A 25,892-nucleotide genomic window follows, 5' to 3' on the forward strand; every position below is an offset into this window, starting at 1 on the left:
TGGAGGGAAATATGCCCTGCCTGTTGGAAATGAAAAATATCACCAAGCAATTCGGCGCGGTAAAAGCTGTTGATGATGTAACGCTGCGGCTGAATGCCGGGGAAATTTTATCTCTTTGCGGTGAAAATGGCTCAGGGAAATCTACGTTGATGAAGGTGCTGTGCGGGATTTATCCGTTCGGCAGCTATCAGGGCGATATCTTGTTTTCCGGCACGGAGCTGAAGGCTAAAACCATTCGTGATACGGAGCAGAAAGGCATTGCCATCATTCATCAGGAACTGGCGCTGGTGAAGGAGATGTCGGTGCTGGAGAACATGTTCCTGGGTGCGGAGTGGGGGCGGTTCGGCATCATGGATTACGATGCCATGTACGTGCGTTGCCGCACCCTGCTTGAGCAAGTGCGGCTTAACGTGGATCCGAATACCAAAGTCGGCGAACTGGGTCTGGGTCAGCAGCAACTGGTGGAAATCGCCAAAGCGCTGAACAAGCAGGTGCGCCTGCTGGTGCTGGATGAACCAACCGCGTCGCTGACCGAAAGCGAAACCGACATTCTGCTGGATATCGTGCGCGACCTGCGCAACCACGATATCGCCTGCGTCTATATCTCGCACAAGCTGAACGAAGTGAAAGCGATTTCGGACACCATCTGCGTCATCCGCGACGGTAAGCACATTGGCACCCGCGCCGCCGACACGATGAGCGAGGACGACATCATCGCCATGATGGTCGGGCGCGAGCTGAATGAACTTTACCCTCACAGCGATCATGTGCCGGGGGATGAAATCCTGCGGGTGGAGAACCTGACCGCCTGGCATCCGGTTAACCGCCATATCCGCCGCGTCGATAATGCTTCTTTTACCCTGCACCGGGGCGAGATTCTGGGCGTCGCCGGATTGGTGGGCTCGGGGCGGACGGAAATGGTGCAGTGCCTGTTCGGCGCTTATACGGGACGCTGGCGCGGCGATATCTTCATCGACAACCAGCCGGTGACGATCTCCACCTGCCGGCAGGCGATGGAGTTAGGCATTGCCATGGTGCCGGAAGATCGCAAGAAGGACGGCATTGTGCCGGTGATGGGCGTCGGCGCCAACATGACGCTGGCGGCGTTGGATGACTTTACCGGCGTGGGCAGCGTGCTGGATGCGGCACGCGAACAGGCGGCGATTCAGCAGTCGCTGGCGCGCCTGAGGGTGAAAACCTCGTCGCCGGAATTAGCGATTGCCCGCCTGAGCGGCGGGAATCAACAGAAAGCGATTCTGGCTAAGTGCCTGTTGCTCAATCCGCGCATTTTGATTCTGGATGAACCAACGCGTGGCATCGACATCGGCGCCAAGCATGAGATCTACAAGCTGATTTGCCAATTGGTGGAACAAGGTATCGCGGTGATCGTCGTCTCTTCCGAGCTGCCCGAAGTGCTCGGCATCAGCGACCGCGTATTGGTCATGCATCAGGGCCGGATTAAGGCCAGCCTCGTTAACCACAACCTGACGCAGGAGCAGGTGATGGAAGCCGCACTCAGGAGTGAACAACCATGTTGAAGACCCCACAAGCTGAAACTGCCGCGCCGGCTGCGGCCCCTGCCGCCGGTTCGCGGTTCAGGAATATCAATCTTCAGGTTTTTGTGATGCTGGCGGCGATCGTCGTCATTATGCTGTTTTTCACTTTTACGACGGAAGGCGCTTACCTGAGCGCCCGTAATATCTCCAACCTGCTGCGCCAAACCGCAATCACCGGCATTCTGGCGGTGGGCATGGTGTTCGTCATTATTTCCGCTGAAATCGATCTGTCGGTCGGCTCTATGATGGGGTTGCTGGGCGGCGTGGCGGCGATACTGGATGTTTGGCTCGGCTGGCCGCTGCCGCTTACTGTGCTGGTGACGCTGGTTGCCGGTTTGGTGCTGGGCGCCTGGAACGGCTGGTGGGTGGCGTATCGTAAGGTGCCGTCGTTTATCGTGACGCTGGCGGGCATGCTGGCCTTCCGTGGTATCCTGATTGGTATTACCAACGGTACGACGGTATCGCCGACCAGCGCCGCGATGTCGCAGATCGGCCAGAGTTATCTGCCGGATGGCATCGGCTTTGGTATCGGTACGCTCGGGCTGGTGCTTTTCGTGGCCTGGCAGTGGCGCAGCCGCCGCCAGCGTCAGCAACTGGGCCTGAGCGTACCGGCAGCGGGCGGCGACGTAACCCGTCAGGCGCTGACGGCCATCATCGTATTAGGTGCGATTTATCTGCTTAACGATTACCGTGGCGTACCAACCCCGGTGCTGATTCTGGTAGCGCTGATGCTGGCCGGGATCTTTATGGCGACCCGCACCGCGTTTGGGCGCCGGATTTACGCTATCGGCGGCAATATCGACGCGGCGCGCCTCTCCGGGGTTAACGTGGAGCGCACCAAGCTGGCGGTGTTTGCGATTAACGGCCTGATGGTGGCGATTGCTGGTTTGATCCTGAGTTCCCGGCTGGGTGCGGGCTCGCCTTCGGCGGGGAATATTGCCGAGCTGGACGCCATCGCCGCCTGTGTTATCGGCGGCACCAGCCTGGCGGGCGGCGTAGGCAGCGTGGCCGGCGCGGTGATGGGCGCTTTTATCATGGCCTCGTTAGACAACGGAATGAGCATGCTGGACGTGCCGACGTTCTGGCAGTACATCGTTAAAGGCGCCATTCTGCTACTGGCCGTATGGATGGACTCGGCCACCAAGCGCCGTGCATAAGGCGGTAACGATCACACTTGGCTGCGTTTTTTACCCGATTGCGGAGGGTTGTGTTATAGGCTGTGTTCCGGGCATCCGGGATGCGGCCTGAACTTTTCTTATTGGAGCGCAACGGAACCATGTTTGATAAACGTTATCGCATTACCCTGCTGTTTAACGCCAACAAGGCTTACGATCGCCAGGTGGTTGAGGGGGTTGGAGAGTATTTGCAGGCGTCTCAGTGCGACTGGGATATCTTCATTGAGGAGGATTTCCGTTGCCGCATTGACAACATCATGAACTGGCTGGGCGACGGTGTGATTGCGGACTTCGATGACCGCGAGATTGAATCACTGCTGAGCGGGGTCAATGTTCCCCTGGTAGGCGTCGGCGGTTCTTACCACCGCGCTGAGGATTACCCGCCCGTTCATTATATTGCCACCGATAATACCGCGCTGGTAGAAGCCGCGTTCATGCACCTGAAGGAGCGCGGGCTTAACCGCTTCGCTTTTTACGGCCTGCCCGCCGCCAGCGGCAAACGCTGGGCTTTCGAACGCGAGTATGCTTTTCGCCGCCTGGTTGAGGCCGAGCAGTACCAGGGCGTGGTGTATCAGGGCATGGAAACGTCGCCGGACAACTGGCAGTATGCCCAGAACCGCCTGGCCGACTGGGTGCAGACGTTGCCGCACCAAACCGGAATTATCGCCGTGACGGATGCCAGGGCGCGCCACCTGTTGCAGGTGTGTGAGCACCTGGATATCGCCGTACCGGAGAAGCTCAGTGTTATCGGCATCGATAATGAAGAGCTGACGCGCTACCTGTCGCGCGTGGCGCTCTCATCCGTGGCGCAGGGAACCCGCCAGATGGGCTACCGTGCCGCCAAGCTGCTGCATCAACTGCTGCTGGGGAATGGATCGGAAACATTGCAGCGTATTCTGGTGCCGCCGATGAAGGTTGTCGCCCGTCGTTCCACGGATTTCCGTTCGCTGCGCGATCCCGCTGTTATTCAGGCCATGCACTTTATCCGTCACCACGCCTGCAAGGGCATTAAGGTGGAGCAGGTGCTGGACGCGGTGGGAATGTCACGCTCCAATCTTGAGAAGCGTTTTAAAGATGAAACCGGGCAGACAATTCATGGCGTGATCCATGAAGAAAAGCTGGACCGCGCCCGTAACCTGCTGAGCGCCACCTCTTTATCGATTAATGAAATTTCGCAAATGTGCGGGTATCCGTCATTGCAGTATTTTTACTCCGTGTTTAAGAAAGGCTACGGCATGACGCCCAAAGAGTATCGTGAGAGCCGGATGAGTGAGGAGATGTGAATACCGGCGCCGCTGCCGCGCCGGTATTCACCAGGGTTACATCAGGTTAAGCAGTTGCGGTATGAACAGCGAAATCTGCGGGATGTAGGTAATCAGCATCAGTGAGACGAGCAGTGCGGCGTAGAACGGCAGCAGCGGCCGGATCAGTTGCTGGATCTTTACGCCTGATATCGAGCAGCCGACGAACAGGGCGCTGCCGACCGGCGGAGTTAGCAGACCGATGCACAGGTTAGCGACCATCATGATGCCGAAATGAACCGGGTCCATACCCAATTCTTCTGCGATCGGCAGGAAGATCGGGGTGAAAATCAGCACTGCCGGAGTCATGTCCATAAAAATGCCGACAATCAGCAAAACAATATTGATCAACAGCAGAATGATGAGCGGATTTTCGGAAATCCCCATCAGTGCGTCACTGATCATGTAGGGAATGTCCGCATTGGTCATTGCCCACGACATACCGATTGAAAAACCGATCAGCAACAGCACGATAGACGTTGTGACCACAGACTCCAGTATCAGCCGGGGCAGATCGCGCCACTTCACTTCACGATAGATCAACACCGACAGCACGAAGGTATATACCACCGCGATGGCGGAGGCTTCGGTTGCCGTAAAGATGCCCTTGAGAATGCCGCCCATGACGACAATGACCAGCAGAAGGCTGGGCAGCGCATCGAAGAATGCCTTCGCCGCCATAGCGCAGGTCGGGCGCTGGGCAACGGGGTAGTTGCGGCGCTTGGCGATGATGCCGCAGACCAGCATGATGGAGAGCCCCATCAGGATACCGGGCAGGTAACCGGCCATAAACAGCGCAGCCACTGACACGCCGCCGGCGGTCAGGGAGAAGACAATCAGAACGTTGGAAGGCGGGATCAGCAGCCCGGTGATGCAGGATGAGACGTTCACCGCCGTAGAGAAGGCCGGATCGTACCCCTCTTTATTCTGGATCGGGTTAAGCGTACCGCCCACCGCGGCAGCGGCGGCAACCGCAGAGCCGGAAATGGAGCCGAACATCATATTCGCCAGTACGTTAACGTGACCGAGCGAACCGGGTACGCGGCCGACCATGACCTGCGCCAGGTTAATAAGCCGTATGGCGATACCGCCGCTGTTCATCAGCGTGCCGGCGAAGATAAAAAACGGAATCGCCAGCAGGGCGAAGTTGTCCAGGCCGTTAGCCAGGCGCTGTGAAACGGTGATGACGGCGACGTCCCACGGAAACATCAGCAGCATGGAAAGCACGGTGGCGATACCGATGGAAAAAGAAATGGGAACGCCGATAAAGACCAAAATGAAAAAACTGCCGAACAGCGCCAGGGCAATGTAGTTCTCCATCAGCGTGCCTCCTGTGCCGGTTGCGCCAGCGTGCGCGCGCCTTTCACCATGAACCACAGCGCATAAAACATGATGATTGCGCCGCTGAGCGGCAGCACGATATAAACGTAACCCATTGGGATCTGCATCGCGGCGGAAACCTGGGCCGTTGCCAGCGTTTTTGCGATTAACTTCAGGCCGCCGGTGACGATTACCAGCGCGGCGAACAGAAAGATACTCAGGTTGATAAAAATGCTGACGGCTACGCGCTTGCGTTCCGGAAGCGAAAGCGACAGCAGATCGATCGCGAGATGGCGCTGAGCGCCAACGGTGTAGGCGGCACCCAGCAAGCCGACCCAGATCATCAGGTAGCGGGCCAGTTCGTCGGTAAAGGTGCTGGGCTGACTCAATACGTAGCGGCTGAATACCTGCCATACCACGCAAACCACCAGGGCGATCATCACCAGGATGGAAAAGGCGGCAATAAGGCGATCCACCGCCAGTTTAATGCGGTCGAGAATCATGGCGTAATCCCGGAAAAAGCGGGCGGAAAACGCCCGCGTTAATGATTATTCGGCGGCGGCTTCAAACTTTTTCAGCAGCTCAGCCTGTTTGGGATCTTTGCTGAAATCGTCAAACAGAGGTTTCACTGCGGCGCGGAACGGGGCTTTATCAACCGTAACGAATGTCGCACCCATTGATTTGGCCTGCTCACGGGATTCATGATCAATTTTTTCCCACAGTTTCTGCTGATAGACCTCAGAACCTCGTGCGGCTTTTTCCAGAATTTCACGTTGTTCAGGCGACAGTTTTTCCAGGGTCTTGGTTGAGATCACCAAAAAGTCCGGAATTGAGGTGTGCTCATCTTCGGAGAAGAATTTGGCAATTTCGATATGGCGGGTTTGCACCCAGGAAGGCACGTTGTTCTCTGCGCCGTCCACCACGCCTTGCTGCATGGCGGTATACACCTCACCGAACGGGACCGGCGTGGGGGAGCCACCCATGAGTTCGACCATTTTCAACGTTGTGGGGCTGGCCTGAACGCGGATTTTTAGCCCTTTCAGGTCTTCCGGTTTGGTGATGGGCTTTTTGGCATAAAAGCTGCGCGTACCGGCGACGTAAGCAGAGAGGGCAACAAAGCCTTTGCTTTTGGTCGATTCCATAATCTCTTTACCCACCGGGCCGAACACAACCTTATTAAAATGTTGCTGATCGCGGAACAGGTAGGGGAGATTATAAATGGCATAGATATTATCGAAAGATTCCAGATCGCTGGCGGAACCTTTTGTCATATCCAGAGCGCCGTTTTGCAGTAATTCCAGCGTTTCGCGGGCGCTGCCCATTTGGCTGCTGGGATAAATACGGATCGTCATTTTTCCACCGGACAGCGTTTTAACCTCTTTCGCCATCTCTTCAAATGCCTGATGTACGACGTGACTGCGCTCCAGATTATGCGCCAGTTTTAGCGTGACTTTCTCCGGTGCGGCGTTTGCGCTGCTTGCGAATAATGCCAGCAAGGCGGAACAGGCAAGCGTACGGGTAAAAGCGGGTATTTTCATCATTCAGCTCCGTGCGGAAAATTTTATTGTCATAAAGGAGTGATATCTTTTTATTGCTGTATGACATCTTATTGTTTGTGTCATACAGCAATGGTGAATCGATCACGTTTTTTACTTCCAATTGTAAGAAATATTAAAATTTGTGTGTTCAGTCACTTAATTGGTCTGAAATCACGCGGGTGATTATATGTGTATATATTCATTGCAAGTGCTATGAGCTAATACATTTTTTATATGAATGATTGTGGGGGGGAGGGAGATAAAATATGAGAAAAGCTTTATATTTCGTTTTAATAAGTGGTCTGATAGCTTTATTGCCGCAATAACGCTGAATTACCGACAGACACATCAATGTGTCTGTCGGGTAGGGAGGATTACAGGTGAATAGTGATACTACGGGGGGGATTTGCGCTGGCGTCCTGCGGATAAATCATGATGCCCTGCTCACCGGATTCAGCGTTCGCACCCTGTACGGAAGAGAGGCTTGCAATATTACGCAGGCAAAGGCTCCACGCGTGCGCTCTTCCATTGGTGTCGACCTGCAGGGTGTCGCCCCGGCGGGTGATATCAATCCGGAAACAGGCGCTGCCATCTTCGGCGGGAATGATAGCCCGGGCTTGTTCCCCTTCCCCCAATGCAAACAGATGGAAACAGGGAGATTCCGTATAGTCATAATCCGGGCGTTGCGTGTTTTGACCCAGAGCAAGTAACGTACCCTGGCGTACATAGAGCGGCAGGCTGCTGAAGCCGTGGCACTCACGATGCCAGCCGCCGCTGAGTTCCTGATTGCTGAACAGATGCGTCCAGCGCCCCGGCGGCAGGTAAAAGCGCACGTCGCCGCTTTCGCTGAACACCGGTGCGACCATCAGGCTGTCGCCGAGCATGTATTGACGATCCAGATATTCGCAGCCCGGATCGTCGGGGAACTCCAGCATCATGGCGCGCATTACCGGCGTGCCCTGCCCGGCGGCCTGCGCTGAGGCGGCATAAAGGTAAGGCATCAGGCGGCATTTCCATTCGGTGAAAAAGCGTACCACGTCGCAGGCTTCCTCATCGTAGGCCCACGGTACCCGGTAAGATTTGCTTCCGTGCAACCGGCTATGGCTGGAAAGTAAACCGAAGGCGCACCAGCGCTTATAGACATGGGCCGGGGCGGTATTTTCAAAGCCACCAATGTCATGGCTCCAGTAGCCAAAGCCGGATAACCCGAGGGAAAGGCCGCCGCGCAGGCTTTCTGCCATAGATTCATAGGTCGCGTAGCAATCGCCGCCCCAGTGTACGGGGAATTGTTGAGCGCCGACCGAGGCGGAGCGGGCGAACAATACGGCCTGCGCTTCCCCCAGTTCTTGCTGTAAGAGCTTATAGACCAGTTGGTTGTAGAGAAAAGCATAATGGTTATGCATTTTTTGCGGGCAGGAGCCGTCAAACCATACCACGTCGGTTGGAATGCGTTCGCCGAAGTCGGTTTTAAAGCAATCGACGCCCATGCGGATCAGCCGCCGCAGGTGGCCGGCATACCAATCGCAGGCCGCCGGATTGGTGAAGTCTACGATCCCCAGACCGGGTTGCCACTTATCCCACTGCCAGACGCTGCCGTCCGGGCGTTTGAGCAGATAACCTTTTTCCTTTCCTTTAGAGAACAGTGGCGAAAGCTGCGCGATGTAGGGGTTGATCCACACGCAGATCTTCAGGCCGCGCGCCTTCAGGCGCTGCAACATGCCGGCCGGATCGGGGAACGTTTGCGGGTCCCATTCGAAGTCGCACCAGCGGAAAGCGCGCATCCAGAAACAGTCGAAATGGAAAACGTGCAGCGGTAAGCGACGTTCGGCCATGCCGTCTATAAAGTGATTAACCGTTTCTTCGTCGTAGTTTGTGGTGAATGAAGTGGTCAACCACAGGCCGAAGGACCAGGCGGGCGGCAGGGCCGGACGACCGGTCAGGCGGGTATAGCGATCCAGCACCTGTTTGGGCGTCGGGCCGTCAAATACCAGGTATTCCAGGTACTCCCCCTCCACGCTGAATTGTACTTTTGAGACTTTCTCCGCACCGACTTCAAAAGAAACGCATTCCGGGTGGTTGACCAATACGCCGTAACCGCGATTGGTGAGATAAAACGGGATGGTTTTGTAGGCTTGTTCGGTGCTGGTGCCGCCATCGCGGTTCCAGCTGTCCACCGTCTGACCGTTTTTGACGAAGGCAGTGAAGCGTTCTCCCAGCCCGTAGACCGTTTCCCCCACGCCGAGATCGAGGCGGTCGTAGAGGTAGGTCTTGCCATCGTTGCCGTCCTGGACATAACCGGCGGATTTCAGGCCGCTGCCGGTTATGCGCTCTCCGTCGCGCAGGAAATCCAGCGCCCATTCACCCGTTTTGGCAACCCGTACGCTCAGGTTGCCGCTGCGCAGGTAAACGTGATTTTCGTCTTCTTCTGCGCGTGCGCAATAGCCGGCATCCGGCATCAGCGGGTAATGCGGGCCGCGTTCAACCTGCCCGGCGAAATGGGTGAGGCGTACCCCGATGACGCCTTCCTGCGGAGAAAACAGGCGCAGGGTGAATAACGGGGTATCCAACTGACCGGCCCGGGAGGAAGCGTCGCGCGGGGTCGCATAGATCAGCACTTCCCCGTTCCGTTGCTCCGAACTGAAATAGCACAGTGGATGGAGAAGGGTTAATCCTTCCCGGATCAGCCAGTTGCCGTCACTGATTTTCATGGCGTAACTCCTCGGATGATTGCATAAATTCAGTTTGGTTGCGTCTGGCCCCTGCGGCCAGCTCTGCCAGAATGCGGTTGATAAACGGCGTGCGCAGCGTGTAGTAGCGGGCGGCGATAACGGCGCTCAGCAGATAGCAGGTGCCGGGCACCAGGGTGAACAGAGCGATGATGATGGCAAGAGTGGCATCGCTCTGCGTGGCGGCTCCGGACTGGTAACCGGCACCGGCCAGCATCCAGCCAATCAAGGCGCCGCCCAGCGCCAGGCCCAGCTTAAGCACGAACAGGGTGCCGGCGAAGCTGATGCCGGTCAGGCGTTTGCCTTCTTTCCATTCGCCGTAATCGACGGTGTCGGACATCATTACCCATTGGATAGGGGTGACGAGCTGATGCAGCACGCCGATGATGAAAATAAAGATGAACATCGTGATATGCGCCCCGATGGGGACCCAGAACATGGCGATGCTCAGCACCGCCAGTATGGCGTTCGTCCACCAGAAGACACTGACCTTACATTTGCGGTCGGTCAGCGGCTTGGCGGCAGCGCTGCCGATCAGGTTGCCGACGGAGTAGGTGGCGAGGAAAGCGGCGAAGACCGCCGTATTGCCGAGAATATAGGTGACGTAGTACATCATGGCGCCGCCGCGTACGGAGACGGCTAAAATGTTGAGCAGGGTGAGCAGGCCAACGATACGCCACTGATCGTTGCGCACGATGTCCCGCAAATCTTCGCGCATGCTGCCTTGCGGGGCGCCATCATCGCTGATGCGTTCGCGTGTGGTGGCAAAGCAGATCGCCAACATAACCACCGCCACTGCGGCCAGGACGGCGATACCGCCCTGATAGCCTGCGGCCTGATCGCCGCGCCCGATCAGGTTGACCAGGGGAATCATCAGTACGGTACTTAGCATGCCGCCGGCGGTTGCCAGCACGAAGCGATATGATTGCAGGGAAATCCGCTGTGCCGGATCGGCGGTAATCACGCCGCCGAGGGCGCAGTAAGGAATATTTACTACGGTATACATGAGTGTGAGTAATGTATACGTCACGGCGGCGTAGATCATTTTACCGCCCGGGCTGAGGTCCGGCGCGCTGTACGCAAACACGCAGACGATACCGAACGGAATAGCGCCGAACAGCACGTAAGGGCGGAATTTCCCCCAGCGGGTGCGGGTTCGGTCGGCAATCAGCCCCATACAGGGGTCGGAAATGGCGTCCAGCGCGCGGGCCAGCAGGAACATGGTGCCGACGAAGCCGGCTGGGATACCAAAAATATCAGTGTAAAAAAACATCATGTATAACATGACATTATCAAACACAATATGGCTGGCGGCATCGCCCAGGCCATAGCCGATTTTTTCCCGCCTGGACAAAATATGATGGTTCATGGCGATCTCCGGGATAAACAGATGTCTCTGTTGTACAGCCGAAGAAGTACCGTTCACTATTGTGTTTTTTCGTTCTGAAATTACGTTTTGTAATTAATGTGATCTTGGTAATTAGAAAGCGAGACTAATGTATTGATGAGGGGAAATAGACGTAGATATTCATGCTCTACGTCTATGGGGTATCAACATCTGTACTTTAGTTTGGGCGCCAGTGGCTGTAAGAGATGGCGTCGAGCTGCAGAGCGGTTTGTTCGCTGTCGTTGTTCAGACGCCAGCCGACGGTGAAGGCGAAGTCAAACGCAACGCCGGGTCCTTTGGCGCTGATCAGGTTTCCATCTTCCACGACGTTGCTCTCCACATAGGTACCCTCTTCGATATCCTGACTGAGATCGTCGGTACAGACGTAGCGGCGTCCTTTAATCAGGTTCGCGGCGGCCAACACCTGAATGGCGGCGCCGATAGGGCAAATCAGGCGCCCGGCTTCGTCGTGGCGGCGCAGGAACTCGGTCACCTGCGGGTTTTTAGCCAGATTCAGCACGGCCTCCCAGCCGCCGGGTAAGATCACCGCGTCGAACAGCTGATCGGATTTCCGCTCCAGCAAGGCGTCGGCAAACATACGGATCTGATGCTGACTCTTCAGTTCAAGCATGTTTTGGCAGGCAAGGGTCGTAACCGGAATTTCCAGGCGTCGCAACGTATTGATGGCAATGATGGCTTCCGCTTCCTCGAACCCTTGTGCCAACAGCACAGCAACATTCTTAGACATAATTTCTCCTGCAATGAGTAACTGTCGTTCATTGACCAGTGCAGGATAACAAAACCAGTTGATGAAAAATAAAACGGGATTTCGTTTTGTCTGGTGAATCGTGAAACCTGCCCGGGGGGCTTAGCATCAGGGGTATTTCGCGTTATACTTGCCGGCCTGAAATTTCCCGATGGAAGATCATCGTCCCCGGTGGGGCGGCCGGACTTCAAATCCGGTTGGGGCCGCCAGCGGTCCCGGGCAGGTTCGACTCCTGTGATCTTCCGCCAATGCATGAAGCCTACCGTCTCTTAACGTCTAAAAACGCGGTGACCGGCAGGAGCTTTGCATAGCGGGAACCTTAAACCAGTCAGCAAGAATATTTCTGCTCATGGTAAGAGCAATCCCGATAATAAACTTCTTCCTGAGCATTACTATGTGGCCTCCAAAGGATTAAAAAGAGGCTGTATTGTGGGAGAGAAAGTTAAAGAAGGGATAAAGCGCCCTATGACGTTTGGGGAGAAGATGTTAGCCCGGGAGATATTTGCTGGCTCCGTTAACTATGAGAAGGTGATTGTACACTGTGACAGCTACTTTCCTTTTGGTTTACAGCCCAGCGAGTACGCAATGGCTCCGAACGGTGAGTTGTGGTTTAGAAAAGAAAAGTATTGGCCTGATTTTTCGTTAGCTGCAATTGATGATCAGCATACATTTCTTCATGAAATGGGGCATGTCTGGCAGCATCAAAAGGGAATGTGGGTTAGAACCCGTGGGCTGTTTAGTAAGCTTGTTGATTACACCTACCGCCTTGATGGTAAGAAACGATTGAAAGAATATGGCATGGAACAGCAGACATCTATTATTTCAGATTATTGGTATTTAAAGCGCTTTGGATATAAGGCATGGCTGTCGGCTATTGGGCCAACGGTGAACTTCAGAGGTGTAACAGACAAAGATATAAGCAAAAAATATGAATACACACTTTCTCAATTTCTGAGGCAGAGGTCATGACGATGAAAAAAACGCTTCTGGTCTGCGCGTTAGCCTTTTTGGTTTCAGGCTGTTTTCACTCTGGAGATCCGCGAGCAAAGCATTACAGAGCACCCGTAACCACTGTCGCCAATAATGTTTGTGTTACCGTTCAGCCTGAAGACGATGAGCGAATTATTACGATTCGTATAGAGGAAGTCGGTAATGATAGCAACGGCATAGTGAAGTATGACCTCAACATGCCTGTATCTAGCGATAAGTGTATTACTGATTTTGGTTATAAGTTCGAAATAGGGAAGGCTTATAACTTCACCATCACTTTAGAATCCCCATCTAAAAAGAAGAAGGGCATTATGCCAGCCGCCCGAATATACAACGCGGGATTTATTTTGTGGGATAAAAATAGCGAATGGGAAGTGACGACGCTTTACTGATCCTGCTATTAGCTGTGGAAACTTGGCTGACTGGAGAGGCCCGAACGAGATTTATTTATTACACGGAGGGTTAAATAAATATGCAGCCAGGAGATAAAATATCATTCGGCAGAAACAAATGGCGAGTGTTTGACAGACAAGATAATAGAGCATTAATTATTTACTGAGTATGTTATAGAACAACGTCCCTACCATGACGCTTATAGAGAAATAACGTGGGCTGAATGTACGTTAAAAAAATACCTTAACGGCGATTTTTATGACCAATTCATGGCGATGGCAGATGCATCGGCGGCGTCCGTCCCGCGTTGTGGCTGAAAATTTAGCATAATTTAATTCACGGCCGCTTCATCATGTGTTTGCATGCTGAGGCGGTTTTGGTTCTGTGGCCTACATGAAAGCTGGATGGCTGCATTGTCCGGCGGTGAAGAACGGCTTCAGCCTTCCTGAGGCTTGCCGCCCCGGCGTTCACTCAGCCAGTCCTGCACCTCGACAACGTAGGTATCCGGCGCTTTCTTAAGCATCTTCCGGGTCAGATCCAGAATCGTATGCTGGGCGAGCGCTTCTTCCATGCGCTGTTGGGCGGTGTCCATGACGGCCCGCACGCTGCAGGGGGAATCGCAGGCCCAGGCCGGCGGCTCATCGTTAAACACGGCGACGCGCTGGCGGATTTCGCGACATTCGAACAGCTTTTTGCTGTCGTCGATGGCGTGAACCACGTCCAGCACGGTGATCTCTTCCGGCGGCCGGGCAAGACGAAATCCGCCGCCGCGCCCTTCGGTGCTTTCCACCAGTCCGGCTTTGGCCAGGCGGGTGAAGAGTTTACCCAGAAAAACATACGGAATGCCGTGCAGCTCCGCGATTTCACGCACGTTCATCTCCTGCGTATTGCCGCGGGCGTCCACCATGCACATCAGGCTGTGAACGCCATATTCGACGCCAGAACTGAAAAAACTCATACCTTGACTCCGAAACCGGTCGCTTGTCGTTATCTGGGATTAATTGCATCTTAGTATAGGCATCCTGATGTCCGGCGTCGATTTATCTTTGCGCAAAGCGGCCATGGTGGCATATGTGAGATTTAACTCGGATTTTTATTGTCTCATATTGATGTCGTGCATTCGTTATCTCATCATATCTGATTTGATATTTAATTTATTAAAAATCATGAAGATGAATAAACTTTATTATTCCGGTGTTCAAAATGATTTACTCCATCAATCTAGGATTGATATAGTCTTAGTATTGAGTGCGGTATAAAAAAAGAACCCGAGGTAAGCATGAACCAGAACATCGTCATCGTTGGCGCCGGCTTTGCCGGTATGTGGTCAGCCCTTAGCGCGGCGCGGATTGCGTCAAGCCAGAATCGCGCGGATATCACCGTTACTGTGATAGCTCCGCAGCCTGAATTGCGGGTTCGTCCCCGCTTCTATGAAAACAATCCTGAAACGTTGGTTTCTCCGCTGCTGCCGCTGTTTGCCGCCACCGGCGTTCACTTTGTGGCCGGTACGGTAACGGATATTGACGATGCGGCACACCGGGTGACGTATACCGGTGAGAACGGACGCGAAGAAGTCCTGAACTTCGACAAACTGATTCTGGCCAGCGGCAGTGCGTTGAACCGTGCCGGCATTGCCGGTGCCGCAGAGTTCGCCTTTGACATCGATCAGGCTGAGTCTGCCGGGCGGTTCGATCGTCATCTGCACGATCTGGCCGGGCGCGAATCAAGCGCCGCCCGCAACACTTTCGTGGTGTGCGGCGGCGGGTTGACGGGCATTGAACTGGCGACGGAGTTGCCGTCGCGCGCCCGCGCCGTGCTGGGCGAAAATGCCGATATCCGGGTGATCGTCGTTGAACGAGGCGATAAAATCGGCGGGCGTTTCAGCGATGAAATGCGCAGCGTCATTACCCGCGCCTCGCAGGCGCTGGACGTGGAGTGGCGGCTGAACAGCACCGTGGAGGCCGTACAACAGGACGGCGTGCTGCTGACGGACGGGACGTTTATTCCCGCCCTGTCGGTGATCCTCACCGCCGGCGTCAATGCCAGTGCTTTAACCGCCCGTATTGCGGGAGAGAAAGACGCCCGTGGGCGCCTGCACGTCGATGACAACCTGAAGGTGATTGGTCAGGAAGACATTTATGCCACGGGCGATGTGGCTTATGCGGTGTGTGATGAAGAAGGGCGTCATGCATTGATGACCTGCCAGCACGCGATTCCGATGGGGAAATTTGCCGGCAATAACGCCGCCGCCGCGCTGGCTGGCATTGCGCCGCTGCCTTACCGCCAGCCTGGTTACGTCACCTGCGTGGATCTGGGGGCCTGGGGGGCGGTCTACACCGAAACATGGCAGCAGAACGTAAAATCGGTCCAGGACGAGGCGAAAAAAATCAAGGTTTCCATCACCAACACGTTGATCTATCCGCCGGAGGCAGATAAAGAAAAGGCCTTCCTTCAGGCCGATCCGTTAGCGCCGTTCGTTTGATAACATGTCGGGCGGGGCGCCGTTTGTCCCGTCCGGTTTAGTGAGCGGTCACTCACGCCAGTGTTCCGGTTTCATCAGGCTCTGCGCGCACTGAACGTCTCCGCGCGCTACGACCTCTTCCGGCGTTATTTTTTGCACCATCCAGCAGGATTTCACCGCTTCCGGAATGGGATACGGCGCCGGATACCCCAGATTGCCCGCACCGGGGATGAAACCGTGGCGCGGGTAATAATCATGATGGCCCAGCACATAGACCAGCTTGCTGCCCATCTCCCGCAGATGTTCGATTCCTGAACGGATAAGCAACCCTCCGACCCCCATTTTCTGATATTCGGGGATGACGGCCAGCGGGGCGAGAATATGCATCATCGGCGCGTCGGTGCGGCCTTTGAACGTAGCGCGGGTAAAGAGAATATGGCCGACGGCTTTTCCGTCATGCCTGGCAAGCAGGGACAACATGGGACGCGCCGTTTCATCAGCCAGTAACTCGGCAACCAGGTTCGCCTCTTTTTCAAAACCGAATGCCCGGGTTTCAACTTCCCGGATGTCACCGGCGTCATCCGCGGTGGTGATGTGGATGGTGAAATGGTGCTGTGTCATAACGCTCTCCTTTGCTGTTAAGGACGAAAGTAACATTTTTCTCTTCTCCGGCAACGCCTTCCGGCCTCCTCTTCACTGTCCCCCCGCCTATAATTCGTTATACTTACGCCCCTCACGATGTCAGTAAGGATAAGTACAATGGAACAGCAATACGGCCGCCTAGTGCGACACGCGGCGTTAGCGGCGACGGGCGTAGCTTCGGTGCTGTTAGTGATCAAAATTCTGGCCTGGTGGCATACCGGGTCAGTGAGTTTGCTGGCGGCGCTGGTTGATTCCCTGGTCGATATCGCCGCCTCGCTGACCAACCTGCTGGTGGTGCGTTATTCCCTGCAACCGGCAGACGAAGAGCACACCTTCGGGCACGGCAAAGCGGAATCGCTGGCGGCGCTGGCCCAGAGCATGTTTATCTCCGGTTCCGCGTTGTTTCTGTTTCTGAGCGGCTTTCAGCACCTGTTGTCGCCGGAACCGATGAACGATCCCGGCGTCGGCGTCGGGGTTACCGTGGTGGCACTGCTGGTGACGATGGTGTTGGTCACGTTTCAGCGTTGGGTGGTGCGTAAAACCCGCAGCCAGGCGGTGCGTGCCGATATGCTGCATTACCAGTCAGACGTTATGATGAACGGCGCCATTCTGGTTGCGCTGGGCCTGAGCTGGTACGGCTTTACGCGTGCAGACTCCTTGTTTGCGCTGGGGATCGGCGTTTATATTCTGTACAGCGCATTGCGGATGGGGTATGAAGCCGTGCAGTCGTTGCTGGATCGCGCGCTGAGCGATGACGAATGCAATGCCATCATCGAGGTGGTGCGCAACTGTCCGGGCGTAACCGGCGCGCACGATCTGAAGACCCGGCAGTCCGGGCCGACGCGCTTTATTCAGCTGCATATTGAAATGGAAGACACGCTGCCGCTGTTTGAAGCGCACCGTATCGCCGAAAATGTGGAAAGCCGGTTGTTACAGCATTTTCCCGGCGCGGACGTGATCATTCATCAGGATCCCCGCTCGGTTGTACCGGATGATAAAAGAGGCCGTTGGATAGGATAAAAGCGGGCTATGCTTAAGGCCTAAAAGGCTAAAATGCGTTTTATCCAAGATGTGCTGTGATTTTTTTTACCGCAAAATAGACTGACCTGAATCAATTCAGCTCGGGTTTTTTGATATACTATCCGACAGTAAAAGCGCTGAATGTTCATTTTCTGTACCAGACATATTTAGCGGCCTGAATAATTTTAAGATAAAGCATCCTGAACTCAGAGGTAGTCATGATCAAGAAAATCGGTGTTTTAACGAGCGGTGGTGACGCGCCGGGTATGAACGCTGCTATTCGCGGTGTAGTGCGTGCGGCGCTCAGTGAAGGTCTGGAAGTCTACGGTATTCACGATGGTTACCAGGGTCTGTATGAAGGCCGTATGGAAAGACTGGACCGCTCCAGCGTTTCTGACATGATTAACCGCGGTGGTACCTTCCTCGGTTCCGCCCGTTTCCCGGAGTTCCGTGACGAGAAAGTGCGCGAAAAGGCCGTGGAAAATATGAAAAAGTTTGGTCTGGATGCGCTGGTGGTTATCGGCGGTGACGGTTCCTACCTCGGCGCCAAGCGCCTGACGGAAATGGGCTTTCCCTGCATCGGCCTGCCGGGCACCATCGACAACGATGTTGCGGGCACCGACTACACCATCGGCTACTTCACCGCGCTGGAAACCGTGGTTGAAGCCATTGACCGCCTGCGCGACACATCTTCCTCTCACCAGCGTATCTCCATCGTAGAAGTGATGGGCCGTTACTGCGGCGACCTGACCCTGGCTGCGGCGATTGCCGGCGGGTGTGAGTTCATCGTGCTGCCGGAAGTGGAATTCAACCGTGAAGACTTGGTCTGTGAGATCAAGGCCGGCATTATGAAAGGTAAAAAACACGCCATCGTGGCCATTACCGAGCACATCTGTGATATCGATGAGCTGGCGCGCTATATTGAGAATGAAACCGGCCGCGAAACCCGTGCCACCGTTCTGGGCCACATTCAGCGCGGCGGAGCGCCGGTCGCGTATGACCGTATTCTGGCTTCGCGCATGGGCGCGTACTCTATCGAATTGCTGCTGCAAGGCTACGGCGGTCGCTGCGTAGGTATCCAGAACGAGAAAATGGTTCACCACGACATCATCGACGCCGTTGAAAACATGAAGCGTCCGTTTAAGAAAGACTGGCTGGAAACAGCGAAAAAGCTGTATTAATTCGTTCTTAAATGACATGTTCCTGCGAGCGCGCAGGGGCAAAAAGACGGGTATAGCGGGATGGGCCGCTATACCCGTTTGTTTACTGTAACAGATGCTTTTCCGTTGCTTCCCTTCTTCCCATCGACGCTACCTGCTGATATTTCTCGTTGCTGCTTTCCGGCTGATTAGTCAAAAACGGAATAAATACGATTTTTTTATTCTTTAGCGACCGCGGCGCTTTCTGGCAGTCTCTTAATCAATCGCTTATCACAATAACGTTATGAGACTGGGGAAAATTGCTATGCGTAAATGGGGTATCGGACTGTCATTGTTGTTGGTTGCTGGTGGTGCTTTGGCGAAGGATATTCAGTTGCTGAACGTGTCATACGATCCGACGCGCGAGCTGTACCAGCAATACAACGCCGCATTCAGTCAGCACTGGAAGCAGGAAACCGGCGACACGGTAACCATTCGCCAGTCGCACGGCGGCTCCGGCAAACAGGCGACATCGGTGATTAACGGCATTGAGGCTGATGTGGTGACGCTGGCGCTGGCCTATGACGTTGATGCCATTGCCGAGCGCGGGCGAATTGATAAAAACTGGATCAAGCGTCTGCCGGATAACTCCGCACCTTACACGTCCACCATCGTTTTTCTGGTGCGTAAGGGAAACCCCAAGCAGATCCATGACTGGAACGATTTGATTAAGCCCGGTATTTCCGTGATCACCCCCAACCCGAAAACTTCCGGCGGCGCGCGCTGGAACTATCTGGGCGCCTGGGGTTACGCCCTGGACCAAAATAATAACGACGCAGGCAAGGCGCAGGCATTCGTCAAAGCGCTGTATAAAAACGTAGAGGTGCTGGATTCCGGCGCTCGCGGGGCAACGAATACCTTTGTTGAACGCGGTATCGGCGACGTCCTGATCGCCTGGGAAAACGAAGCGCTGCTGGCGCTGCATGAGCTGGGTAAAGACAAGTTTGAGATTGTCACGCCGAGTGAGTCGGTTCTGGCGGAACCGACGGTGTCGGTGGTGGATAAGGTGGCGGACAAACGCGATACCCGTAAGGTGGCGGAGGCTTACCTGCAATACCTCTATTCGCCGGAAGGCCAGACGATTGCGGCAAAAAACTTTTATCGTCCGCGTGATGAAAAGATCGCCAAACAATTTTCCGCCCAGTTTCCGCAGCTGAAGCTGTTCACGGTGGATGAGAAATTCGGCGGATGGCAAAAAGCGCAGCAGGAACACTTCGCGACGGGTGGGATCTTCGATCAGATTACGCAACGCTGATCCGTCACTGATAACACCCTGTAAACGCAAACACCGCCGGGAAGGCGGTGTTTGTCATTCCGATCATCCAGGCGGTGATCAGGCTTTGTGTTTGGCTTGCGCCGCAGCTTTAACGATTACCGCGAAGGCATCAGCCTTCAGGGAAGCGCCGCCGACCAGGGCGCCGTCGATATCCGGCTGGGTGAACAGTTCCGCCGCGTTAGATGCGTTAACGGAGCCGCCGTACTGGATAATGACGCTTGCCGCCGCTTCCGCGTTATGTTTGGCAATGTGGTCACGGATAAATTTATGCACGGCCTGTGCCTGCGCAGGCGTTGCGGATTTGCCGGTGCCGATGGCCCAAACGGGTTCGTAGGCGATAACGGTATCTTTAAAGACCTGAGCGCCCATGGTTTTCAGCACGGCGTCCAGCTGGCGGGCGCACACTTCTTCGGTTTTTCCGGCCGCGTTTTCTGCTTCGGTTTCACCGATGCACAGTACCGGAACCAGGCCGGCTTCTTTGATTACGGCGAATTTCTCGGCGATGAACTCATCACTCTCTTTGTGATAAGTACGACGCTCGGAGTGACCGATGATGACGTATTTGGTGCCAACGTCCTTCAGCATTTCAACGGAGGTTTCACCGGTGAAAGCCCCGGAAACGTTGGTGCCGGTGTCCTGGGCGCCCAGCGCGATGCGGCTGCCGGCCAGTTCATGTTTGGCCATGTCCAGATAAATGGCCGGCGGCGCGATTGCGACTTCACAACCGGCAACGGTGCTGACTTCGTTGCGCAGCGCAGCGATCAGCTCGTGAACCATATGGCGGCTGCCGTTCAGCTTCCAGTTACCCATGACTAATGGATGACGCATTTTATTTCCTCCGCTTCGGGAACGTGTATTCGTAAAAAGTGACTGCCCTGTCGGCATGATGCATGCAGAGCAGTATAGGAACTTAATCTGTTCTGAATATTGCCTTCCATCATGAAACGTTGTTTAACCCGCGTTTCCGGATAGAGACAGCTTAATCGGTTCAACAGCGAAAGTAACACCTTTTTCTCCATTATCTGACACGACATAGCGCAGTGCGCCGTCAGTCACGGAGAAGTAACGCCGGCCTTTACCTGCCTCCAGCAATTTCATCACTTTAGCCACACTTTGCTCCGGCGTCATGGCGGTTGCGAACTCACGCATGATGGCGGCCATATAGTTGACGGCCAGCGTCCGCGACGACTTATCGTCGTCGCCGGGAGAGAGATAGGTGAGCTGGAGGCTTTTGATCTTCCCGGTGCCTTTCTCCAACGCCACCGAAGAGTATAGCGTTTCATCAATCTTGACGGCGGCGCGGGTAATGCTGGTTTCCTCTCCGCTGAGTGAAATGGCGCGGTACTCGCCGATGGGCAGGGTGGGATTATCCTGATTGTATCGGGCGCGGAATTTTACCAGCGTCAGATCGAAGGTTGGCGCGTTAGGCAGCAGATAAGGTGCGGTCGCCGGCTCATTTTGTACGGTGTGGCCCGGATCGTGGCCGATACTCTCCTCTGCCGGAGCGGGGGCGCTGACCGACAAGAGCATCAGGGAAAGAGCGGCACAGAGGATTTTCATCATTATTTTTGCATGATTAGCGTTTTCCGGTTAACTGATTAAAGCGTTTTCGGGGGGCGCTTGTCAAAATTGACCGCCGAATTTTCCCGCTGCGGCGGGATCGGGTAAACTCCGCGCGATCCTGACGAAAAATTTTGGCGAAATCATCACGTTCAGGCACAACTTATGGGTAACAGCGGGGAAAGTCATGACCCTCCAGCAATGGTGTTTTTCTTTTCGCGGCCGGATTGGGCGGCGGGACTTTTGGATCTGGGTTTTGGCCTGGATGGTGCTAATGACGGCCGCATTCGCACTGGCGCAATACCAACTGATTTCCATGCAGTCGGCGGCTTTTTTCCTGGTGTTTCTGCTGTGGCCGACGACAGCGGTACTGGCGAAACGTCTGCACGATCGCGGTAAGTCCGGCTGGTGGGGATTGTTGCTGGTGGTTGCCTGGCTGATGATGGCGGGCAATTGGGGCATGCTGGCGCCGATTTGGCAATGGGGGATCGGGCGTTTTATTCCGACGCTGATATTGGTGATGATGGCGATCGACTGCGGTGCGTTTTTGGGCACTCAGGGCGAAAATCGCTTCGGCAAAGAAACCGAAACAGTAAATTTCCGCGGGCGCGGCGCGTAGCCACGCCGCGCCCTGAAATCGTTTACCAGTAATGCTCGCTGGTAATATGGCCCGGCTTGCGGCGCAGGTGTTTGCGCATCTGGCGGGTTTCTTTCAGTACCTGCTGCGTATCGCGCACCATTTCCGGGTTGCCGCACAGCATCACATGGCTGTGTTCCGCCGAGATCGTCAGCCCGACGGCGGCTTCCAGTTCACCTTGTTCAATCAGCGCCGGAATGCGTCCGGTCAGCGATCCGGCCGCGTCTTCGCGGCTGACGACGGTCTGGATGCGCAGTTTGCCCTGGTAGCGCTGTTGCAGGCTTTGCATCAGCGGCAGGTAGCTCAGATCGCGCGCATAGCGCGCCGCATGTACCAGCACGATGTTCTCGAAACGATCGAGATCGCGTCCTTCCTGCAAAATAGAAAGATAAGGGCCAAGGGCGGTGCCGGTTGCCAGCATCCACAGGGTCTGGCTGTCCGGCACTTCCTCAAGGACGAAGAAACCGGCGGCTTCTTCAGTGATTAACAGCGAATCCCCGGCTTGCAGCGCATGCAGGCGGGGACTTAACTTACCGTCAGGTACGGTAACCAGATAAAACTCGAGATCATTGTCACCGGGCGCATTAACGTAGGAATAAGCGCGCTGGACGCGCTCGCCACCGATATCCATTCCCAGCTTGGCAAACTGCCCCGCGGTGAAAGGGCGCACCGGCGCCTGTAAGGTAATGCTGAACAAATTATCGGTCCAGTGTCGGACCTGAGTGATGTTGCCCGTGACCCATTCGGCCATATCTATTGCTCCCGTGGAGTGATGCGGTATGCACAACGGCGTGATCCGGCAATGATATGCTCGATACGTTCAATTTGGTAGTTCGGGCCTAACAAACGTCCCAGCAGTTTAAGCTCCGAGTTACATAAATGCCCGCAGGTGGTGGCCGCCACGCCGATCGGACAGTGGTTTTCTACCAAAATGCAGGCGCCGTCGCTGGTTTCCAGATCGGCCATATAGCCGTCGTTCTGGCGCAGACGGGCCAGCGCCTGGAAACGCTCCGTGCCTTCGGGGTATTTTTTCAGTTCCTCGGCGTAACGCTGGTAGAGATCGTTTTCGCGTACGTCAATCAGGCGTTCGACGCCTTCGTCCCCGAAAAGTTTATTGGCAGCATTCAGCAGGACGCGTGAAAGGTCCTGATGCCTGTCGGGAAATTGCGCATGCCCTTTGCTGGTCAGCGACCAATAACGCGTGGGGCGTCCGACCTTGGTGCGGGACTCCTCGTAGCAAACCAGCTCGCGCTGCTCCAACTGCTGGAGGTGCTGACGAATTCCCATCGTGGTAATGGAAATACGATCGGCCAGCATTTTGGCTGACTGGGGTCCCAGGCTTTTCAATTGCAACAAAATCAATTCTGGTGTCTTCATGCACACTAGTCCTTGTGGTGGTATGTATTAGAGTTCTTATATTCATTTGGTGAATAAATTAATATGTGCTGCTCCTTTACGCTTTTTGTAGTGATTTTCGCTACTGTCAGCGCGGCTTTACATACCTGGCACTAAAAGGTGTCAATAGAAAGCGGGATAAAATCCTGTAGGAAATAGCAGGAGAAATTTATTCTGTTACATTATGCCCGAATATATAACTTGATATATCTGACTGATATCAAGACTACGATTTTTTTTGCTAAAAAAATAGACACCGCCTACATAATATAATGAGAAGACTAGAAAATTTTCACCTGCTGATCATGTTGATTTTGCTTGTGGCCGTCGGACAAATGGCGCAGACCATCTATGTTCCCTCTATCGCGGACATGGCAAAAGACCTGAACGTACGTACCGGTGCTGTTCAGCGCGTTATGGCGGCCTATTTACTGACGTATGGCGCCTCACAGCTTTTTTACGGCCCCCTTTCCGATCGTGTGGGGCGCCGGCCGGTGATCTTGCTGGGCATGGTTATCTTCATGGCCGGCGCGACGCTGGCGCTGCTGGCGCCGAACCTGCATACGCTGGTGGCGGCGAATGCGTTACAGGGGCTGGGAACCGGCGTTGCCGGCGTGATGGCGCGCACGATGCCGCGCGATCTCTATTCGGGAACGTCCCTGCGTTATGCCAACAGCCTGCTGAACATGGGCATTTTGGTCAGCCCGTTGCTGGCGCCGCTGATCGGCGGCGTGCTGGATGCCGCCATCAACTGGCGTGCCTGTTATGCGTTTTTACTGCTGTTATGCGCCGGCGTGGCGTTTTCCATGTATCGCTGGCTGCCGGAAACCCGCCCGGTTCAGACCGAACGGCGAAAAATGCTGACCAGCTACCGGACGCTGCTGGGCAACGGCGCTTTCAGCTGCTATCTGGTGATGCTGATTGGCGGGCTGGCCGGGGTGGCGGTGTTTGAAGCCTGCGCCGGCGTGCTGCTGGGCGGCGTACTGGGGCTGAGCGGCGTGGTGGTCAGCGTGCTGTTCATCTTGCCGGTGCCGGCGGCTTTCTTCGGCGCCTGGTATGCCGGGCGGCAGGGGAAAAGCTTTTCTACGCTGATGTGGCATGCGGTGACGTGCTGCCTGCTGGCCGGCGCGCTGATGTGGATACCTTCCTGGTTTGACATCATGAATATCTGGACGCTGATCGTGCCCGCAGCACTGTTCTTCTTCGGCGCCGGCATGCTGTTTCCGCTGGCGACCACCGGGGCGATGGAGCCGTTCCCGTTTTTGGCCGGTGCGGCCGGGGCATTGGTAGGCGGATTACAAAACGTCGGCTCGGGCGCGATGGCCTGGTTCTCCGCGACGTTGCCGCAAACCGGCCAGTTCAGCGTGGGGATGCTGATGAGCGCGATGGCGGTGATGATTTTGCTGTGCTGGCTGCCGCTGGCGCATAAGATGCAGCACCAGGGGCATGCGGTTTAGGCCTTGCCGGAAGATATGAAAAAAACCAGCGGGTTTGACGCCGCTGGTTTTTTTGTTTCTGCGGAGGAATCAGAGAATGATTTCACCGATTTGCGGATCTTTGCGGTCAAGATAATGGGTGGAGCGGATGCGGCGGATGGTGCGTGACTTGCCGCGGATCAGCAGCGTTTCCGTAGTGGCGATGTTGCCTTTACGGTAGATGCCGTCCAGCAGATCGCCTTTGGTGATGCCGGTGGCGGAAAATATCACGTTGTCATTACGCGCCATGTCGCCCAACAGCAGCACTTTGCCTGCCTCAATACCCATTTGCGCGCAGCGCGCCAGCTCCTGCTCGCCGATCGCGCGGTTGGCCGGGGTATCTCCCTTGACCTGGTGACGGGGCAGCAAACGGCCCTGCATGTCGCCGTCCAGCGCGCGGATCACCGCAGCGGACACCACGCCCTCCGGCGCGCCGCCGATGCCGTACATCACATCCACTTCGCTTTCCGGCATGCAGGTCAGGATAGAGGCGGCGACGTCGCCGTCAGGAATGGCGAACACCTTCACGCCCAGCGTCTGCATGTCGCCGATCATGGCGTCATGGCGCGGCTTCGCCAGCGTAATCACGGTCAGCTCCGTCAACGGCTTGCCGAGTCGCGCAGCGATATTACGCAGGTTTTCGGCCAGCGGCAGATTCATGTCGATCACGCCTTTGGCCTGCGGGCCGACTACCAGCTTCTCCATATACATATCCGGGGCGCGCAGGAAGGTGCCTTTGTCGCCCACCGCCATCACCGCCAGGGCATTGGCCTGGCCCATCGCAGTCATGCGGGTGCCTTCGATGGGATCGACGGCGATATCGACCTGATCGCCGGAGCCGGAGCCGACCTTCTCGCCGATGTACAGCATCGGCGCTTCATCGATCTCGCCTTCGCCGATGACGATTTCACCGGCGATATTGACCTGGTTGAGCATAATGCGCATGGCGTTGACCGCCGCGCCGTCGGCGGCGTTTTTGTCGCCGCGTCCGAGCCACTTGTAGCCGGCCAGCGCCGCCGCTTCGGTGACGCGGGAAAATTCGATGGCTAATTCGCGTTTCATGAGGAACCCGTGG

24 protein-coding genes, 1 tRNA gene and 1 pseudogene are annotated in these 25,892 nt (G+C 55.4%); 13 read left to right on the forward strand and 13 right to left on the reverse strand.

Annotated elements, in window-relative coordinates; genetic code table 11:
• Positions 1-11 precede the first annotated feature (11 nt).
• The 3 genes from C8D90_RS18825 (at position 12) to xylR (ending at position 4,014) form a co-directional block, all read left to right on the forward strand.
• Positions 12-1,538: a xylose ABC transporter ATP-binding protein gene (locus C8D90_RS18825; protein ID WP_115460075.1), complete on the forward strand. Its 1,527-nt coding sequence runs from the start codon at positions 12-14 to the stop codon at positions 1,536-1,538.
• On the forward strand, positions 1,532-2,713 hold the full coding sequence (gene xylH / locus C8D90_RS18830) for a xylose ABC transporter permease XylH (protein WP_115460011.1): 1,182 nt from the start codon (positions 1,532-1,534) through the stop codon (positions 2,711-2,713). The genes C8D90_RS18825 and xylH overlap by 7 nt, the downstream gene beginning before the upstream one ends.
• A 119-nt stretch (positions 2,714-2,832) precedes the next feature.
• Positions 2,833-4,014: a D-xylose utilization transcriptional activator XylR gene (gene xylR, locus C8D90_RS18835; RefSeq protein ID WP_115460076.1), complete on the forward strand. Its 1,182-nt coding sequence runs from the start codon at positions 2,833-2,835 to the stop codon at positions 4,012-4,014.
• Positions 4,015-4,050: 36 nt separating this feature from the next.
• Here the strand turns inward: xylR and C8D90_RS18840 are convergent, their stop codons facing one another.
• The 6 genes from C8D90_RS18840 to C8D90_RS18865 all read right to left on the reverse strand — a co-directional run bounded on the left by C8D90_RS18840 (position 4,051) and on the right by C8D90_RS18865 (position 11,751).
• The gene (locus C8D90_RS18840) at positions 4,051-5,352 is read right to left on the reverse strand and encodes a TRAP transporter large permease (RefSeq protein WP_115460012.1); all 1,302 of its coding nucleotides are present in this window, start codon (positions 5,350-5,352) and stop codon (positions 4,051-4,053) included.
• Positions 5,352-5,855, reverse strand: coding sequence for a TRAP transporter small permease (locus C8D90_RS18845; RefSeq protein WP_115460013.1), 504 nt, complete (start codon positions 5,853-5,855; stop codon positions 5,352-5,354). The genes C8D90_RS18840 and C8D90_RS18845 overlap by 1 nt, the downstream gene beginning before the upstream one ends.
• 45 nt (positions 5,856-5,900) lie before the next feature.
• The gene (locus C8D90_RS18850) at positions 5,901-6,890 is read right to left on the reverse strand and encodes a TRAP transporter substrate-binding protein (protein ID WP_115460014.1); all 990 of its coding nucleotides are present in this window, start codon (positions 6,888-6,890) and stop codon (positions 5,901-5,903) included.
• Between the two features lie 374 nt (positions 6,891-7,264).
• Complete coding sequence (yicI, locus tag C8D90_RS18855) at positions 7,265-9,598, reverse strand: alpha-xylosidase (protein ID WP_115460015.1); 2,334 nt, start codon at positions 9,596-9,598, stop codon at positions 7,265-7,267.
• On the reverse strand, positions 9,585-10,985 hold the full coding sequence (locus C8D90_RS18860; protein ID WP_115460016.1) for a glycoside-pentoside-hexuronide family transporter: 1,401 nt from the start codon (positions 10,983-10,985) through the stop codon (positions 9,585-9,587). Before C8D90_RS18860 ends, yicI begins: the two co-directional genes overlap by 14 nt.
• Positions 10,986-11,181: 196 nt before the next feature.
• Positions 11,182-11,751, reverse strand: coding sequence for a DJ-1/PfpI family protein (locus tag C8D90_RS18865; RefSeq protein ID WP_115460017.1), 570 nt, complete (start codon positions 11,749-11,751; stop codon positions 11,182-11,184).
• Between the two features lie 171 nt (positions 11,752-11,922).
• Here C8D90_RS18865 and C8D90_RS18870 point away from each other — a divergent pair.
• From C8D90_RS18870 to C8D90_RS22535, 4 genes and pseudogenes are all read left to right on the forward strand, one after another.
• A tRNA-Sec gene (locus C8D90_RS18870) sits at positions 11,923-12,017 on the forward strand.
• Between the two features lie 55 nt (positions 12,018-12,072).
• Positions 12,073-12,738 carry a type IV secretion protein Rhs gene (locus C8D90_RS18875; protein WP_312026912.1) on the forward strand — a complete coding sequence of 222 codons (666 nt, stop codon included), beginning with the start codon at positions 12,073-12,075 and terminating at the stop codon, positions 12,736-12,738.
• Entirely contained in the window at positions 12,735-13,151 is a 417-nt protein-coding gene (locus tag C8D90_RS18880; RefSeq protein ID WP_230473058.1) for a putative T6SS immunity periplasmic lipoprotein, read from the forward strand. The genes C8D90_RS18875 and C8D90_RS18880 overlap by 4 nt, the downstream gene beginning before the upstream one ends.
• A 171-nt stretch (positions 13,152-13,322) precedes the next feature.
• Positions 13,323-13,469: pseudogene (locus C8D90_RS22535) on the forward strand (DUF6273 domain-containing protein); the annotation flags it as partial.
• Positions 13,470-13,588: 119 nt separating this feature from the next.
• Here the strand turns inward: C8D90_RS22535 and C8D90_RS18890 are convergent.
• Positions 13,589-14,110 carry an RrF2 family transcriptional regulator gene (locus C8D90_RS18890; protein WP_115460018.1) on the reverse strand — a complete coding sequence of 174 codons (522 nt, stop codon included), beginning with the start codon at positions 14,108-14,110 and terminating at the stop codon, positions 13,589-13,591.
• Between the two features lie 321 nt (positions 14,111-14,431).
• Between C8D90_RS18890 and C8D90_RS18895 the strand changes: the two genes are divergently transcribed.
• Positions 14,432-15,634: an NAD(P)/FAD-dependent oxidoreductase gene (locus C8D90_RS18895; protein ID WP_115460019.1), complete on the forward strand. Its 1,203-nt coding sequence runs from the start codon at positions 14,432-14,434 to the stop codon at positions 15,632-15,634.
• A gap of 48 nt (positions 15,635-15,682) precedes the next feature.
• Here C8D90_RS18895 and C8D90_RS18900 read toward each other — a convergent pair whose 3' ends face one another.
• Complete coding sequence (locus tag C8D90_RS18900; RefSeq protein ID WP_115460020.1) at positions 15,683-16,234, reverse strand: GNAT family N-acetyltransferase; 552 nt, start codon at positions 16,232-16,234, stop codon at positions 15,683-15,685.
• Positions 16,235-16,372: 138 nt separating this feature from the next.
• On the opposite strand from C8D90_RS18900, the gene fieF reads away from it, so the two are divergent.
• From fieF to C8D90_RS18915, 3 genes are all read left to right on the forward strand, one after another.
• Positions 16,373-17,275, forward strand: a complete 903-nt coding sequence (fieF, locus tag C8D90_RS18905) for a CDF family cation-efflux transporter FieF (protein WP_115460021.1) — start codon at positions 16,373-16,375, stop codon at positions 17,273-17,275.
• A gap of 218 nt (positions 17,276-17,493) precedes the next feature.
• A complete protein-coding gene (gene pfkA, locus C8D90_RS18910) occupies positions 17,494-18,456 on the forward strand; it encodes a 6-phosphofructokinase (RefSeq protein ID WP_115460022.1) in 963 nt (320 codons plus the stop codon).
• Between the two features lie 283 nt (positions 18,457-18,739).
• Positions 18,740-19,729, forward strand: coding sequence for a sulfate ABC transporter substrate-binding protein (locus tag C8D90_RS18915; protein ID WP_115460023.1), 990 nt, complete (start codon positions 18,740-18,742; stop codon positions 19,727-19,729).
• Between the two features lie 78 nt (positions 19,730-19,807).
• On the opposite strand, the gene tpiA is transcribed toward C8D90_RS18915, so the two are convergent.
• Together tpiA and C8D90_RS18925 are read right to left on the reverse strand one after the other, a co-directional pair.
• Positions 19,808-20,578, reverse strand: a complete 771-nt coding sequence (gene tpiA, locus C8D90_RS18920; RefSeq protein WP_115460024.1) for a triose-phosphate isomerase — start codon at positions 20,576-20,578, stop codon at positions 19,808-19,810.
• 123 nt (positions 20,579-20,701) lie between these two features.
• A complete protein-coding gene (locus tag C8D90_RS18925) occupies positions 20,702-21,313 on the reverse strand; it encodes a DUF1454 family protein (protein WP_115460025.1) in 612 nt (203 codons plus the stop codon).
• Between the two features lie 184 nt (positions 21,314-21,497).
• On the opposite strand from C8D90_RS18925, the gene C8D90_RS18930 reads away from it, so the two are divergent.
• Entirely contained in the window at positions 21,498-21,929 is a 432-nt protein-coding gene (locus tag C8D90_RS18930) for a DUF805 domain-containing protein (RefSeq protein ID WP_115460026.1), read from the forward strand.
• A gap of 22 nt (positions 21,930-21,951) precedes the next feature.
• On the opposite strand, the gene fpr is transcribed toward C8D90_RS18930, so the two are convergent.
• Both fpr and C8D90_RS18940 read right to left on the reverse strand, forming a co-directional pair.
• Positions 21,952-22,698, reverse strand: a complete 747-nt coding sequence (gene fpr, locus C8D90_RS18935) for a ferredoxin--NADP(+) reductase (protein WP_115460027.1) — start codon at positions 22,696-22,698, stop codon at positions 21,952-21,954.
• 2 nt (positions 22,699-22,700) lie between these two features.
• The gene (locus tag C8D90_RS18940; RefSeq protein WP_115460028.1) at positions 22,701-23,324 is read right to left on the reverse strand and encodes a helix-turn-helix transcriptional regulator; all 624 of its coding nucleotides are present in this window, start codon (positions 23,322-23,324) and stop codon (positions 22,701-22,703) included.
• 290 nt (positions 23,325-23,614) lie between these two features.
• On the opposite strand from C8D90_RS18940, the gene emrD reads away from it, so the two are divergent.
• Complete coding sequence (gene emrD, locus C8D90_RS18945; RefSeq protein ID WP_115460029.1) at positions 23,615-24,799, forward strand: multidrug efflux MFS transporter EmrD; 1,185 nt, start codon at positions 23,615-23,617, stop codon at positions 24,797-24,799.
• A gap of 69 nt (positions 24,800-24,868) precedes the next feature.
• On the opposite strand, the gene glpX is transcribed toward emrD, so the two are convergent.
• Positions 24,869-25,879 (reverse strand): class II fructose-bisphosphatase, encoded by a 1,011-nt coding sequence (glpX, locus tag C8D90_RS18950; RefSeq protein WP_115460079.1) that lies wholly within the window; start codon positions 25,877-25,879, stop codon positions 24,869-24,871.
• Positions 25,880-25,892 lie beyond the last annotated feature (13 nt).

Source organism: Enterobacillus tribolii, assembly GCF_003363015.1.
GTDB classification, from domain to species: Bacteria; Pseudomonadota; Gammaproteobacteria; order Enterobacterales; family Enterobacteriaceae; genus Enterobacillus; species Enterobacillus tribolii.